12 protein-coding genes are annotated in these 14984 nt (G+C 35.8%); 3 read left to right on the top strand and 9 right to left on the bottom strand.

Going from position 1 to position 14984, the window contains the following annotated elements; all coding sequences use genetic code 11:
* Positions 1-17 precede the first annotated feature (17 nt).
* From SFA27_RS21410 to SFA27_RS21370, 9 genes are all read right to left on the bottom strand, one after another.
* Entirely contained in the window at positions 18-1118 is a 1101-nt protein-coding gene (locus tag SFA27_RS21410; protein ID WP_407294754.1) for a DegT/DnrJ/EryC1/StrS family aminotransferase, read from the bottom strand.
* 4 nt (positions 1119-1122) lie between these two features.
* The gene (locus SFA27_RS21405) at positions 1123-2997 is read right to left on the bottom strand and encodes an acyltransferase family protein (protein ID WP_407294752.1); all 1875 of its coding nucleotides are present in this window, start codon (positions 2995-2997) and stop codon (positions 1123-1125) included.
* Positions 2998-3006: 9 nt separating this feature from the next.
* Positions 3007-3786: an N-acetyltransferase gene (locus SFA27_RS21400; RefSeq protein ID WP_047376501.1), complete on the bottom strand. Its 780-nt coding sequence runs from the start codon at positions 3784-3786 to the stop codon at positions 3007-3009.
* Positions 3776-4159 carry a sugar 3,4-ketoisomerase gene (locus SFA27_RS21395; protein WP_407294750.1) on the bottom strand — a complete coding sequence of 128 codons (384 nt, stop codon included), beginning with the start codon at positions 4157-4159 and terminating at the stop codon, positions 3776-3778. The genes SFA27_RS21400 and SFA27_RS21395 overlap by 11 nt, the downstream gene beginning before the upstream one ends.
* 67 nt (positions 4160-4226) lie before the next feature.
* On the bottom strand, positions 4227-5486 hold the full coding sequence (locus SFA27_RS21390) for an ABC transporter ATP-binding protein (protein WP_047376503.1): 1260 nt from the start codon (positions 5484-5486) through the stop codon (positions 4227-4229).
* A 33-nt stretch (positions 5487-5519) separates the two neighbouring features.
* A complete protein-coding gene (locus SFA27_RS21385; protein ID WP_264518795.1) occupies positions 5520-6368 on the bottom strand; it encodes an ABC transporter permease in 849 nt (282 codons plus the stop codon).
* A gap of 174 nt (positions 6369-6542) precedes the next feature.
* Positions 6543-7406, bottom strand: coding sequence for a glucose-1-phosphate thymidylyltransferase RfbA (gene rfbA, locus SFA27_RS21380; RefSeq protein ID WP_047380416.1), 864 nt, complete (start codon positions 7404-7406; stop codon positions 6543-6545).
* Between the two features lie 123 nt (positions 7407-7529).
* Entirely contained in the window at positions 7530-8609 is a 1080-nt protein-coding gene (gene rfbB / locus SFA27_RS21375) for a dTDP-glucose 4,6-dehydratase (RefSeq protein WP_407294747.1), read from the bottom strand.
* Positions 8610-8613: 4 nt separating this feature from the next.
* Positions 8614-9927, bottom strand: a complete 1314-nt coding sequence (locus SFA27_RS21370) for a UDP-glucose dehydrogenase family protein (protein ID WP_407294745.1) — start codon at positions 9925-9927, stop codon at positions 8614-8616.
* A 215-nt stretch (positions 9928-10142) separates the two neighbouring features.
* Between SFA27_RS21370 and rimP the strand changes: the two genes are divergently transcribed.
* The 3 genes from rimP to infB all read left to right on the top strand — a co-directional run bounded on the left by rimP (position 10143) and on the right by infB (position 14923).
* Positions 10143-10610: a ribosome assembly cofactor RimP gene (rimP, locus tag SFA27_RS21365; RefSeq protein WP_047376508.1), complete on the top strand. Its 468-nt coding sequence runs from the start codon at positions 10143-10145 to the stop codon at positions 10608-10610.
* A 16-nt stretch (positions 10611-10626) separates the two neighbouring features.
* Positions 10627-11862, top strand: a complete 1236-nt coding sequence (gene nusA, locus SFA27_RS21360) for a transcription termination factor NusA (protein ID WP_047097519.1) — start codon at positions 10627-10629, stop codon at positions 11860-11862.
* 76 nt (positions 11863-11938) lie between these two features.
* A complete protein-coding gene (gene infB / locus SFA27_RS21355) occupies positions 11939-14923 on the top strand; it encodes a translation initiation factor IF-2 (protein WP_407294742.1) in 2985 nt (994 codons plus the stop codon).
* The last annotated feature ends 61 nt before the right edge of the window (positions 14924-14984 follow it).

The following is a 14984-nucleotide window of genomic DNA, read 5'->3' as shown; positions in this document are numbered from 1 at the left end:
TTATAAGCGTTAAAAACTTAAAATCTATTTACAATTTCTATTACTTTTTTAATTTCTTCCTCTGTCATTACAGGAGAGATAGGTAAACTTAATACTTCTTCATGGATTTTTTCACTGATGGGGAAAGACTGATCATTCCATTCTTTATAAGCTTGCTGCTTATGGGGAGGGATAGGATAGTGGATCAGTGTTTGAATACCATTTTCAGTTAAATATTTTTGAAGTTCATCACGGTTTTCTGTTCTGATGACAAATAAATGCCAAACATGCTCATTTACATCTGCCGGGTTTTCCGGAAGAACTATTTTGGGGTTTGATATTTCTGCAATATACTTTTTTGCAATATTTTTTCTTACTGTATTTTCCTCATCAATATATTTTAACTTAACGTCCAGAACGGCAGCCTGAATTTCATCCAATCTTGAATTTAATCCCTGATAAATATTGACATACTTCTGATTAGATCCATAGTTGGCCAATGCTCTGATTACTTTAGCTAAATCCTCATCATTGGTTGTAATAGCTCCTGCATCCCCTATAGCTCCCAAATTTTTTCCAGGATAAAAACTAAAGCCTGCTGCATCTCCTAAGTTCCCTGTTTTTTGTCCATTCCATATTGCACCGATTGCCTGAGCATTATCTTCTATTAATTTTAACTGATGTTTTTCTGCTAAATCTTTAAGTTGATTTGAGAAAACAGTTCGCCCATAGAGATGAACAATCAGGATCCCTTTTGTTTTTGAAGTGATTTTTTCTTCAATTTTTGTGATGTCAATATTATAATTATTAATATCAGGCTCTACAAGAACAGGAATCAGACCATTGTCTGAAATAGCAAGAATGGAGGCAATATAAGTATTGGATGGTACAAGGATTTCATCTCCACGATTCATAATTCCCATTTCAATATATCCACGCAGAATAAGGCGTAAAGCATCTAACCCATTGGCTACACCAATAGCATGTTTGGCTCCAATATATTGAGAAAGATTACTTTCAAAAGATGAAAGTTCCTGTCCCATTAGAAACCATCCGGAACGGAATACCTGAGAAAGTTTTGCTTCTATTTCTTCCTGATGCTTTAAATTGATTTTTTGTAAGTCTAAAAATTTAATCATCTCTTTAATTATCTTTATTTGTGTTGATATTCAGTATTTTGTATATTCTTTGTGATAAAATATTTTTGTATTGTTCTGTACCAAACAATGTTAAATGATTGGTATCATATATATACGGATAGTTGTCCGGAGATACTTTGTTAATCTTTACATTGAGCAGATCAATATATTGATCACCCAGATAGTTTTTTAAAAAAGCATTGAATTTTTCAGTCTCTTTGATTTTCTTTTCCTCTGTGTACATATTTGCACTATACTTTTTCTTGATGTAATAGTATGTTGGAAAATCTATTACGTAGAAATCAGTCATGCCTATGTAAAGAGTAGGCACTTTGTATTTTGAAAAATACTGTTCGGTTATTTTGAGATTATTTTTTATCTCTTTTTCAGGATATCCCGAATAATTAGCATTAATAATGATAAGGTCTATATTTTTATAGTATTTTGGAAAATATTCCGTGAATATATAATTGAAATATTGTACAGGGTTAGGATAAATACCTTTGGAATTTTCCATAGGATAGGTAGCATCTGCAGTGATCTGGATAAGATTAATATCTTTTTTATCTGCAAAGATATTATTAACTGTTTTTGAAAACATTCCTGCATGGCTGTCTCCTAAAAGAACGACATTTTTTTTATCAGCAACAGGAACATCCAAATTCTGTATAATTGTTTTATAATCCTTTTTATGGGTGAGGTGCTTGGTGTCAATTTTATATTGATCTTCAGCTTTTTTACTATACTTATAGTTTGAAGTAGTATTGATCAGATTTTTATTTTCATCCGTATAATTCTCAGCATCTACTTTTGTAATTGAAAATGAAAAAATAAATATAATCAGACTCGCTGTCAGAACTGATTTAGCCTTATTAGAATAGTTTCTTTTTTCAATTCCCTCGTAGGAAAGTATGGCAAGAATAACTGAAACAAATATGGCTAGAACACGATATTTTAAACTGGTATCTACTTCAAAAAACAGGATCAATACATACAATGGCCAGTGATACAGATACAGGGAATAAGATATATTTCCAAGGTAGGTAACTATTTTATTTTTGTATGCTGTGAATTCATAATTCAGGCTGATAAGCAATGCTGTAAAGAATACCGGAATGATGGTGTACAACGATGGCCATGAAGATGCATGAAAGAGAAAAATAAAAGATATTATCGCTGAAAGAGAAGTTAAAGCCAGGACTAGCTTAACTTTTTTCGGAATATGCTGCATTTTATCTTCCAGCAAAAATGCAAGTCCACCCAACATCATCTCCCATGCTCTGGGATAAAAAATGTAAAAAGAGAAATCAGAGTCATAATTGCTATGAATGAGCATAGCACCAAATGAAATAAAGGCTAATGCTAAAAAGACTGCAGTAAAGCTGTTCTTTTTTGTGGTATATAATTTCTTTAAGAGAAGTAATATGAGCGGATAAATTAAATAAAACTGCCATTCTACGGAAAGCGACCATGAATGTAATAGAAAGTTGTATTGGGACGATGAGTCGAAGTATCCGTTGTTTAAGTAATAATAAATATTAGAAAAAAACAGGACGCTGGAAAAAGCACTTCTGAAAAAGTTGACAATCTGCGGCTGAAGAAAAAAGAATATGACCAATGAAAAAGTAACAACTAATCCTAAAAGTGCAGGAATAATCCTGATTATTCTTCTTCTGTAAAAATCCCAGAGATTAAAGCTTCCTTTATCAAAAGAAGACAAAATAATTTTGGTCATTAAAAAACCTGAAATAACAAAAAAGATGTCGACACCGATAAATCCGGACTTAAACCATTGAAATTTATAATGATAGAAAAGAACTGCGAGTACAGAAAATGCCCGCAGAAAAGAAATGTCGTATCTGAAACTATTGTTTTTCAATTGTTTTTCTTAATCGTTTTCGTAACCGTTTTCTTTTTTCCATTCATCAAAGCCTTCTTGTTCCCAAGGTAAACCTCTTGAAAAATTATATGGCCACGGATAATGGGATTTTCCTGTTTCTCTTGATTTCATTTCTCGGACATCCTTAATTTTTTTTCCGGGATTCCCAAGAACTAAAGAATAATCTTCATAATTACCCCCAACCAGAGATTGTGCACCCACCAGACAATGCTTTCCGATTACTGTTCCTGGAAGTAGAACAGTACCTACTGCTATCTGAGAAAAATCTCCGATGGTGGCACCTATACATACATCAGAAGGAGGAGTGGGATCATTGGTAAGGACTACATACGGATAGATGAAAACAAAATTTCCGATGGTAGATTTTTGACCAATATGTACATTGCTGTGAAGCCAGCAGTTATTACCAAAAGTAACGTACCCCTGTATATCTGTGACCGTTCCCAGTCTGCAGTTATTTCCGAAAACAGAGTTTTCTCTTATCGTAACCCTGTGCCCGGTAGAAAAATTATTTCCGAAACGGGAACCTGCATATAAGATCGTATGACTTCTTATTAATGCATTTTCGCCAATTATAGTTTCAGGATTTACATAATCATCTTTAAAGTAATAATCATTAAGCGGTTCTCCAATGACACAATCATTCGCAATAACGGAATTATCACCAATAATAACATTGTCGTAAATTACGGTGTTGTCACCAATTTTTACGTTTTTGCCTATTCTGGCTTTATCGCTTATAGATACATTCTTATTGTTAAATTTCATTTGGGTAATCTTTAAAGTCTTGATAATTTCTGAAATAGTCATCCTCGTCGTATAGTTCAGATGCCAGACATAATAATACGGCACTGTGGCTGAACTTTATATCTCTCCATACTAATTTAGGAATATATAAACCTGTATTGGGACTGTCTAATACGAAAACTTCTTTTTTCCCATCTTTATCTTCTGTATTGAACGTAATTGTTCCTGCTACGGCAACAATTAGCTGTTGAAGGTTTTTATGGGCATGTCCTCCACGGCTTACATCCTGTGGGGTGTAATAAGTCCAGTATACCCTTTTAATATCAAAAGGTACATCTTTCTGTGCTTCAGAAATAGTAATATATCCGAGTTCGGGAGAACCTATTTTGTTCAAATTTATTATATGAGGGCCTGTCATAAAGTTGTTTTTGATAAGACTATAAAACGAATGTTATAGGCAGTTATGGTGTTTGTACTTTATATTCAAATTGAGGTCTGGTCACTCCAGGGTAAACATACATGATGTCTCCTACTTTTACATTTTCTACTTCAAATCCAATAAAATTGTCAATTCCATACAGAAGTGTTTTCTGATCTTTTCCAAAGTAAAGTCTAAAATAATAATTTCCTGCATTCAGAAGCCCTGTCGGAATATCAAATTCTACAGTATATTCACCTACTTTTGCATCTCCTTTTGCCGAAACAAATTTCCCAACATGGAAAATCACCAACTCATCGTAGTTTTTCAATTCAAAGGTTGTATCAAGTGTAATATCAGGACAGTAATTATGAAAAACAAGTTTTACATGCACTCCGGAATCAATATCTAACAAGTCCCCGTTTATAGGAGATACTGAAAATTCTTTTACCCTAATATTTTCATTACCTATAGCTTCATCAAGATTTCCGTTATAAATATAAGAGCTTTCTCTTGCGCTGCTTTTTTGATATTCTATAATTGTGCTGAGGATATCACCTTGATAATCAATTTGTCCATGGTTTAAAAGAATTCCTTTTGTACATAATTCTTTAACGGCCGTCATATTATGACTTACAAAAAGAATGGTTCTGCCTTCTCCTCTTGTTACATCATTCATTTTTCCAAGGCATTTTTTCTGAAATTCAGCATCACCAACTGCCAATACTTCATCTACAATAAGAATTTCAGATTCTAAGTGAGCAGCTACGGCAAAAGCAAGGCGGACATACATTCCCGAAGAATATCTTTTAACAGGAGTATCTATATATCTTTCAACACCCGAGAAATCTACAATTTCATCAAATTTTCTCTTGATCTCCTTTCTTGTCATTCCCAGGATAGCTCCATTAAGAAAGACATTTTCCCTTCCCGTCATTTCAGGGTGGAATCCTGTTCCTACTTCCAATAGAGAGGCAATTCTTCCGTTGGTATAAATCTGCCCTGTTGTAGGTTTTGTAACTTTACTTAAAACTTTTAATAGTGTAGATTTTCCTGCACCGTTTCTTCCGATAATTCCTACAGCATCTCCTTTTTCGATTTCAAAATCAATATTGCGAAGGGACCATACATATTCAGAATCACCTTTTGTAGTTCTATCGTTTGTCTCTCCAATTTTAAGATAAGGATCTTCTTTTCCTCTTACTTTATGCCAGAATCTGTTAAGGTCATGAGAAAGAGTTCCTGTCCCGACTTGTCCCAGACGGTATTGTTTAGATATGTTTTCTGCTTTTAAAGCCAGCATGTTTTTTTAATTTAAATTTTAAAAAGAAAATAATTACACGGTATCCATAAAGGTTTTTTCAACCTTATTGAATATAACAATTCCAATCATTAAAAGGACAAGAATAATACCTGTACTGATCCCAAGCATAGTAGGGGAGAAATCTCCCACACCGATCCATGCATATTTAAAACATTCAAAAATACCTGTTAAAGGATTATAATATGCTAGTTTTTTAAAGAATCCCGGTAATGAAGAGACGGGATATATTACTGGAGTTGCATACATATATAAGCTTACCCCAAAACCGAGTAGCATTGCCAAATCTTTATATTTCGTAGTAAGGGCAGAAAATATCATTCCAACTCCTAATGCAAAAAGGGCCATCAGGAATATAAGAAACGGGGTTGCCAGAATCCAGATGTTAGGATGAGCCTCTCCTTTATTGTAATAATAAGCCCATGCAAGGATGAATAGAACAAACTGTACTCCAAATCGCATAAGGTTAGAAATGACAATAGAAAGTGGGGTAACCAGTCTTGGAAAATACACTTTTCCGAAAATGCCGGCATTCCCTGTAAAAGTAGAGGATGTAGCCAGTAAAGAGGAAGAAAAATAATTCCAAAGAGTAACGCCAGCCAGATAAAAAAGAAGAGGTGGTGCCCCATCTGTTGGTAGCTTGGCAATTCTTCCAAAAATAACCAGGTATACGATGGTTGTTAGAATGGGATTAATAAAAAACCATATAGGTCCTAAAATAGTCTGCTTAAAACTGGATATAAAATCTCTCTTTACAAACATATAAACAAGATCTTTGTATTTCCAGACTTCTTTCAGCTTCAAGTCAAACAACGAATGATCAGCATCAATCGTTTCAGTCCACTTCTGTTGTGGTTCATTCATCTGTGTAAGTTTTTGCAAATTTATAATAATTAATTCTTACCGTATCTCTTAGTTTGTAAATTTTCATGATAAATAAAACTAAAAATCAACAACTAATATATTGATAATTGGCGGTATGAACAAAAACTATTGGCCATAAAGCCAATAGTCTATGATTTTTATAAATTGTTTTTGTTATTTTCCGATAAGTTGTTTCAGGTATTCACCATAGCCGCTTTTGCCATATTTTGCCGCAGTTTCAAGCAGTTTTTCTTCATTGATGAATTTATTCCTGAACGCGATTTCTTCAATACAGCCGATTTTAAATCCCTGTCTTTTTTCTATCACGCTTACAAATTCTGAAGCATCATGAAGAGAATCAAAAGTTCCGGTGTCCAGCCATGCAGTACCTCTGTCAAGAACAGCAACTTCAAGCTTTTCGTTTTTTAAATAAACATTGTTGATATCTGTAATTTCCAGTTCACCTCTTGCAGAAGGCTGGATGTTTTTAGCAATTTCTACCACATCGTTATCATAAAAGTAAAGACCGGGTACCGCATAATTTGACTTAGGGTTGAGAGGTTTTTCTTCAATAGAAACTGCCTTTAAGTCTTTGTCAAATTCTACAACACCATATCTTTCAGGGTCTGCAACGTGATAGGCAAAAACAACACCTCCATTCGGATTGGTTTTGTTTTTCAGTAAAGTTCCCATTTCGGAACCGTAGAAAATATTATCACCTAATACCAGCGCAGCAGAATCATTGCCGATAAACTGGTCTCCCAAAATAAATGCCTGTGCTAAGCCATCGGGGCTTGGCTGTACAACGTATTCTATATTACAGCCAATTTGAGAACCATCACCCAAAAGCTTAATAAAACCTTCCTGGTCGTGTGGTGTGGTGATAATCAGAATATCCTTGATTCCTGCTAAAAGAAGTGTGGAAAGTGGATAATAGATCATGGGTTTGTCATAAACAGGCATCAACTGCTTGCTCACTGCAATCGTTAGAGGGTAAAGTCTTGTTCCGGATCCTCCGGCTAATATTATTCCTTTCATTTGGTGGTGCGTATTACGCTTATTTCTTTTGTGTTATAAGTTGAATTTCTTTTGCTATTCAGGGGTATGATAAAGAATGAGAATTATTTCAGTTCATTCTTTATTTTCTCAATAGCCGGATCTTTAGCTGTATTGCTTGTTATAGTAATCCTGATAATTTCCTGAAGTTACATTTTCAAGCCATTCTTTATTTTCAAGATACCAGTTGATGGTTTTTCCTAAACCTTCTTCAAAGGTTACTGAGGGTTTCCAGCCTAAATCCTTATTCAGTTTTGTGGCGTCAATAGCATAACGTTTATCATGACCTGGTCTGTCTTTGACAAAAGTGATCAGTTTTTCAGAATAGCCCTCCGGTCTTTCCAGTTTGGCATCCATTTGTTTGATCAGTTCTTTTACAAGATCAATATTTTGCCACTCATTGAATCCTCCGATGTTATAAGTCTCGCCGGTTTTTGCTTCCTTAAAGATTTGATGAATTGCTTTGGCATGATCAATTACAAATAACCAGTCTCTGGTGTATTTCCCGTCACCATAAATAGGAAGCGGTCTTTCGTTGATAATATTTGAAATGCAAAGAGGAATCAGTTTTTCCGGGAAATGATTCGGTCCGTAATTATTAGAACAGTTGGATACGATGAACGGCATTCCGTATGTATTTCCGTAAGCTCTTACCAAATGATCGGAAGCTGCTTTTGAAGCAGAATATGGAGATTGTGGGTCGTATGAAGTTGTTTCTAAAAAGAATCCTGTTTCACCCAAACTTCCATATACTTCGTCGGTAGAAATATGGTAGAAAAGATTGGTTCTTTTTTCATCCGGGAATCTACCATGAGTATGATCAGGGTTTAATGTCCAGAACTCTTTACAAAGATTCAGAAGATTAGCTGTTCCGTTTACATTGGTGTTAATAAATGCCATAGGATCAGTAATACTTCTGTCTACATGGCTTTCTGCTGCCAGATGTACTACAGCATCCGGGTTGTATTTTTCAAAAACCCTTCTAAGTTCTTCCGGGCTTGTGATATCTGCTTTTTCGAAAACGTAATTAGGTTCATTTTCAATGTCCTTTAAGTTTTCAAGATTTCCGGCGTAGGTGAGAGCATCAAGATTGATGATCGTAGTATCCGGATTGTTTTTTACAAATTCTCTTACAACATGGGAGCCAATGAAGCCGGCACCTCCTGTAATGATAATGTTTTTCATTGATTTATTTTGAGATGGTCTTTCTTCCTATACTTTTATAATGAAACCCGTTTTGTTCAGGGATTTCCAATGGGTACATATTTCTGCCGTCAAAAATGACTTTGTTTTTCATTTTTTTAGCCATAAGCTCAAAATTAGGATTTTTAAACTCCGGCCATTCTGTGGCAATAAATAATGCATCAACATCTTCTAGTGCATCATACATTCCTTTGGCATATTGTATTTTGCTGCCAAGGAGTTTCTGAACATTGCTTTCTGCAACTGCATCATATGCTACAATTTCTGCGCCTTTTTCCAGAAGAAGAGCAATATTGTCCAGAGATGAAGCTTCTCTGATGTCATCCGTATTTGCTTTGAACGCAAGTCCCCACATGGCAATTTTCTTTCCTTCTATATTGCCTCCGAAATATTTCTCAATTTCAGACACTAGAATTACTTTTTGGGTGGTGTTTACATTTTCAGTAGCTTCAAGAATCTGGAAATTAAAATCTTCCTGCTTTCCGGATTTTATAAGTGCTTTTACATCTTTAGGAAAACAGCTTCCTCCATATCCGATTCCAGGGAATAAGAATCTATGCCCGATTCTGTCATCGCTACCCATTCCCAGTCTTACCTTATCTACATCTGCGCCCACTTTTTCGCAGTAGTTTGCAATTTCGTTCATAAAGGTAATCTTTACTGCTAAAAATGAGTTCGCAGCATATTTTGTAAGCTCCGATGATTTCTCATCCATAAAGATAATTGGAATTCCCGTATTGGTAAAAGGCTGATAAATTTTAGACATGATGTCTTTTGCTCTTTCTGAGCTGGCACCTACCACTACTCTTGAGGGGTTCATGGAGTCTTCAACGGCGAAACCTTCTCTTAAAAATTCAGGATTTGAAACTACATCAAAAGGGAGGTTTGTTTTGGAAGAGATTGTTTCTCTTACTCTGTCTGCAGTTCCTACGGGAACCGTACTTTTGTTGACAACAACTTTGTATTCCCTCATCATCTCGCCAATGTTGTTGGCTACCTGAAGTACATAAGATAAATCTGCAGAGCCGTCTTCTCCCGGAGGAGTTGGCAATGCCAGGTATATTACTTCGCTTTTGTCTAAGGCTTCTTTAAGATCGGTAGTGAAAAATAATCTTTCAGACTGAATGTTTCTTAAAAACATCTCTTCAAGGTTCGGCTCATAGATGGGAACAATGCCGTTTTTCAAACCTTCTACTTTTTTTTCATCAATATCAACACAGTATACTGAATTGCCAAGTTCTGCCAGAGTAGTTCCTGTAACTAGTCCTACATAACCTGTTCCTACAATCGTTATATTCAAAATGTTTGTTTTAAAATTCTAAAGACAAAAGTAATAAAAATCCTGTGACATATTCCTTTAATTTATTGTAAATGAATCTGGCGCTATTTGCTTGATACTTAAGATAATTTTGTGTTTTTGGAAAAAATGCTTATATTTGCAATGGATTTACGGGAAAAAATGGGAAGGCTTCGGAAGAAAGCCTTTTTTCGTACTGTAAATCAAGATAAAATTATATGGAGTTTAGAAAAAGAATTGACGAATTGTTAAATGAATTCCTTGAGACCAGAAAAGATCTGTTTCTTATTGATCTTAAAATTTCTGCAGGGGATGATATTACAGTGATTTTAGATGGTGATAACGGAGTTTCACTGCAGGACTGCCTTGATGCAAGCCGTGCAATAGAATTCAATATGGATCGTGAAGAGCATGACTTCAGTCTTCAGGTGATGTCTGCCGGATTGAGCGAGCCATTATCCACACCAAGACAGTTCGGTAAAAACATTGGAAGAGAGATTGAGGTGATGCTGGAGGATTCTTCTAAAATAGAAGGAGAATTGTCAAAAGTAGATGATGAAAAGATCACACTTACTTTGCGTTACCGTAAGCCGAAAGATATCGGAAAAGGAAAAGTAGATGTAGAAGAGGAGAAAGAAATTGCTTACTCCGAAATCAAGAAAGCATTAGTAGTAATTAAATTTTAAAAAGAAAAAAGAATAGATGGATAATATAGCGTTGATTGAATCCTTTGGTGATTTTAAAGACGAAAAGGGGATCAGTAAAATTGATCTTATGGCAATTATTGAAGATTCACTGAAGACTCTTTTGAGAAAAAGATTTGACTCAGATGATCATTTTGATGTGATTGTAAACCCGGATAAAGGAGATTTTCAGATATTTTTAAATAAAACAATTGTAGAGGACGAAATGTCTGAAGATGATGATTTGGAAATTGAAATTTCTGAAGCAAAGAAGATTGATCCTACCTTTGAAGTGGGTGAGGACTTTACAATGGAAATTCCTGTTGCTCAATTGGGAAGAAGAAATATTCTTACCCTTAAGCAGATTCTGGCTACAAAACTTCAGGAGCACAATAATGCAATGCTGTACGAGCAGTTTAGAGATAAAATTGGGGAAATTGTTGTGGGAGAAATCCACCATATTCGTCACAAACACGTGATTTTGTTGGATGATGAAGGAAATGAATTTATTTTACCAAAAGAAAACCAGATCCCATCCGACTTCTTTAAAAAGGGTGAGAATATCAGAGCTATTGTTGAAACAGTAGACTTTAAAGGTTCTAAACCGCAGATTATTATTTCCAGAACTGCACCTAAATTCCTTGAGAAATTATTAGAGCTGGAAATTCCTGAGATCCAGGACGGAACAATTATGCTGAAAAAGGTAGTGAGAATTCCTGGTGAAAAGGCGAAAATTGCAGTAGATGCTTATGATGACAGAATTGATCCGGTAGGTGCCTGTGTGGGTGTTAAGGGATCCAGAATTCATGGGGTTGTAAGAGAGTTGAGAAATGAGAACATCGATGTTATTCAGTGGTCTAAAAACCCTGAGATTTTGGTGAAGAGAGCTTTAGGAAACGTTACTGTCAATAAAATTGACATCAATGAGGATCAAAACTATGCACTAGTATATACTCCTGTTGAAGAGATTTCTAAAGTGATTGGAAAACAAGGACAGAATATTAGACTGGCTTCTTGGTTGTCAGGATATGAAATTGATGTATACAGAGAGTCCAGCGAGGATGACGATGTTGAATTGAGAGAATTTAATGACGATATCGAGCAGTGGATTTTGGATGAGTTTAAGAAAGTAGGACTTACAACTGCAAAATCAGTATTGGATAAAGAAACTGAAAGTCTTTTAAATATGGTAGACCTTGAAGAAGAAACAATCGAAGAGGTAAAACGTATTTTGAGAGAAGAATTTGAAGATTAAGATTTAAATAAATTTTAATAAACAGTAAAAAGGAAATACTTTAATTTTAAAAATTAAAAAACAGTAAATAATATAGATGCCAAAAATTAGATTAAATAAAGCGGTTAAGGAATTCAACATTTCGATGTCCAGATTAGTAGAATTTTTACAGTCAAGGGGTTTCGAGGTTGAAGGCAATCCTAACGCTCAATTGGAAGAATCGGCATATTCTGCATTGGAGGCTGAGTTTGCTAAAGACGGCGAACAAAGAAAGGCTTCCCATGAGGTGGTGATCACTAAAGTTCCGGAAGAAAAACTGGAAATTGAAGAAAAGAAAACCCCTGAAGTGATAAGAGCTAAAGCAAATAAACCAGAAACTAGAATTTTAGGTAAAATTGATCTAGAACCTAAGAAGCCTGAAGTTGAGGAAGCTCCTGCAGTTCCTGTGGCTCCTGTTGCAACACCGGTTGAAGAAAAGAAAGAAGAAATTGTGAAAGAAGAACAGCCGGAAGTAAAAGCAGCTCCTGAAAAACAGGAATTCAAAGTTTTGGATAAAATTGATTTGTCTCAAATAGAATCTAGAAACAGACCTGTGAAAAAAGACAAGCCAAAAATGGAGGAGAAAAAAGAAGAAGTGAAACCTGTGGAACCCGTAAAAGAAACTCCAAAACCTGCTGTTGTAGAGGAGAAAAAAGTGGAAACTCCAAAAGCAGAGGCTGAGCCTGAATCTCAGGAGCCTCAGAAAATTGAGACAGTGTATCAGAAACTTGACGGTCCTAAGATTGTTGGAGAAAAGATTGACTTGACTCAATTTGCACCAAAACCAGGTTCTGGAGCAAAAAAGAAAAGAAAGAGAATTGAAAAACCTGGTGGCCAGAATAACCAACAAGGTCAGGGGAATAACCAAAACTCAGGAAATAATAATAACCAAGGCGGACAAGGCCAAGGTCAAGGAGGTAACCGTCCGCATAATAACAATGGTGGACAAGGTGGAAACCGCCAGGGTCAAGGTGGTCAAGGAAACCGTCCGCAAGGTCAGGGTGGCCAAGGAGGAAACCGTTTCGGAAATAATCAAGGTGGCGGAAATCGTCCACAAGGTCAAGGTGGCGGCTTCAAAAAAGGAGGCCAGAACAACAACAGACCTGGACAAAGAGTTATGCCGGTTGAGCTCACTGACGAGCAGGTTAAAAACCAGATCAAGGAAACATTAGAAAAACTTACTAATAAAGGAGGTAAATCTAAATCTGCAAAACACAGAAAAGATAAAAGAACTTTCCGTAGAGAGCAGGATGAGCGTCAGCAGGAGCTTGAAGCACAAGACAGAACTCTTAAAGTAACAGAATTCATCACTGTAGGTGAATTGGCAAGTTTAATGAATGTTTCTCCAACTGAAGTAATCTCTGCTTGTTTCTCATTAGGTGTAATGGTTACCATGAACCAAAGACTTGAAGCTGATACTTTATTATTGGTAGCAGATGAGTTTGGTTATAAAATTGAATTCTCGGATGCTGATCTTGAAGAAAGCGATAGCGAAGATGAAATCGACAGCGAAGAGAGTTTAGTATCAAGAGCACCGGTAGTTACCGTAATGGGACACGTTGACCATGGTAAAACTTCATTATTGGATTATGTTAGAAAAACTAATGTAATCGCAGGTGAATCTGGAGGTATTACTCAGCACATTGGTGCTTATAACGTGAAACTGGAAAATGGTCAGAGAATTACATTCTTGGATACTCCTGGTCACGAAGCTTTTACAGCAATGAGAGCGAGAGGTGCACAAATCACAGATATCGCTATTATTGTAATTGCTGCCGATGATGATGTAATGCCACAAACGAAAGAAGCAATTGCTCACGCCCAGGCTGCACAGGTACCAATGATTATTGCGATCAATAAAGTTGATAAACCAAATGCAAACCCTGATAACATTCGTCAACAACTTTCAGGATTAAATCCTCCGGTTTTAGTTGAAGAATGGGGAGGAAATGTTCAGGCGCAGGAGATATCAGCCAAATTTGGTAATAATGTAGATGTATTATTGGAGAAAGTTTTATTACAAGCTGAAATGCTTGAACTAAAAGCGAATCCTGATCGTTCTGCAAATGGTGTTGTTATTGAAGCATCTCTAGATAAAGGTAGAGGGTATGTTGCTACAATGTTGGTGCAGACCGGAACATTGAGAGTAGGAGACTATGTAGTAGCTGGTAAAAATCATGGTAAAGTAAAAGCTTTGCTTGATGAAAGAGGGAAAAACCTTGCAGAAGCAGGTCCTTCAATTCCTGCAACAATCTTAGGTTTAGACGGAGCACCTACTGCTGGTGATAAATTCCGTGTATATGCTGACGAAAGTGAAGGTAAGGCCATTGCTAACAAGAGAGAACAGCTTCAGAGAGAACTTTCTATCAGAACGAAAAAACATACAACACTTGAAGAATTAGGAAGACGTATTGCTTTAGGAGAATTCAAAGAATTGAACATTATTCTTAAAGGTGACGTGGATGGTTCTGTGGAAGCACTTTCTGATCAGTTGCAAAGATTGTCAACAGAGGAAATCAGCGTAAAAATTCTTCACTCAGGTGTAGGACAGATTACGGAATCTGATATCAACTTAGCAGCAGCATCAGATGCAATTATCATTGGATTCAATGTGAGAGCAGGTGCTAATGCAAAAGAACTTGCAGACCGTGAAGAAATTGAAATCAGAACATATTCTGTCATCTATAAAGCAATTGATGAGGTGAAAGAAGCAATGGAAGGAATGCTTTCTCCGGAAATTCAGGAGCAGGTAATTGGTAATGTTGAAATCCGTGAGGTATTCAAGATTTCTAAAGTTGGTTCAATTGCCGGATGTATGGTTCTTACCGGGAAAGTTACAAGACAATCGAAAGTACGTCTATTAAGAGATGGTATTGTTAAATTTGACGGTGAACTTGAAAGCTTGAAGCGTTTCAAAGACGATGTTAAAGAAGTCACAAAAGGCTACGAATGTGGTCTGAACCTGAAAGGGTATAATGACATCGAAATCGGAGATATTCTTGAGGTTTACGAAGAAGTAGCAGTTAAGAAAAAACTGAAATAATAGATGATATTAGTCTGAAACTAATAGTTACAATAAATAATAAAAAATCCACCTCACTTGT

The organism is Chryseobacterium sp. HR92, from assembly GCF_045689405.1.
GTDB lineage: Bacteria > Bacteroidota > Bacteroidia > Flavobacteriales > Weeksellaceae > Chryseobacterium > Chryseobacterium viscerum_A.
The sequence above is the reverse complement of the archived record's forward strand: the minus strand, read 5'-3'. Positions and strand labels throughout refer to the sequence as shown.

What these genes read in the sequence shown, in the direction of transcription:
- nusA (WP_047097519.1), top strand. Translation starts at nt 10,627, where the DNA reads ATGGATAATATAGCGTTGATTGAATCCTTTGGTGATTTTAAAGACGAA.
- SFA27_RS21400 (WP_047376501.1), bottom strand. Translation starts at nt 3,786, where the DNA reads ATGAAATTTAACAATAAGAATGTATCTATAAGCGATAAAGCCAGAATA.
- infB (WP_407294742.1), top strand. Translation starts at nt 11,939, where the DNA reads ATGCCAAAAATTAGATTAAATAAAGCGGTTAAGGAATTCAACATTTCG.
- rfbA (WP_047380416.1), bottom strand. Translation starts at nt 7,406, where the DNA reads ATGAAAGGAATAATATTAGCCGGAGGATCCGGAACAAGACTTTACCCT.
- SFA27_RS21385 (WP_264518795.1), bottom strand. Translation starts at nt 6,368, where the DNA reads ATGAATGAACCACAACAGAAGTGGACTGAAACGATTGATGCTGATCAT.
- SFA27_RS21390 (WP_047376503.1), bottom strand. Translation starts at nt 5,486, where the DNA reads ATGCTGGCTTTAAAAGCAGAAAACATATCTAAACAATACCGTCTGGGA.
- rfbB (WP_407294747.1), bottom strand. Translation starts at nt 8,609, where the DNA reads ATGAAAAACATTATCATTACAGGAGGTGCCGGCTTCATTGGCTCCCAT.
- SFA27_RS21410 (WP_407294754.1), bottom strand. Translation starts at nt 1,118, where the DNA reads ATGATTAAATTTTTAGACTTACAAAAAATCAATTTAAAGCATCAGGAA.
- rimP (WP_047376508.1), top strand. Translation starts at nt 10,143, where the DNA reads ATGGAGTTTAGAAAAAGAATTGACGAATTGTTAAATGAATTCCTTGAG.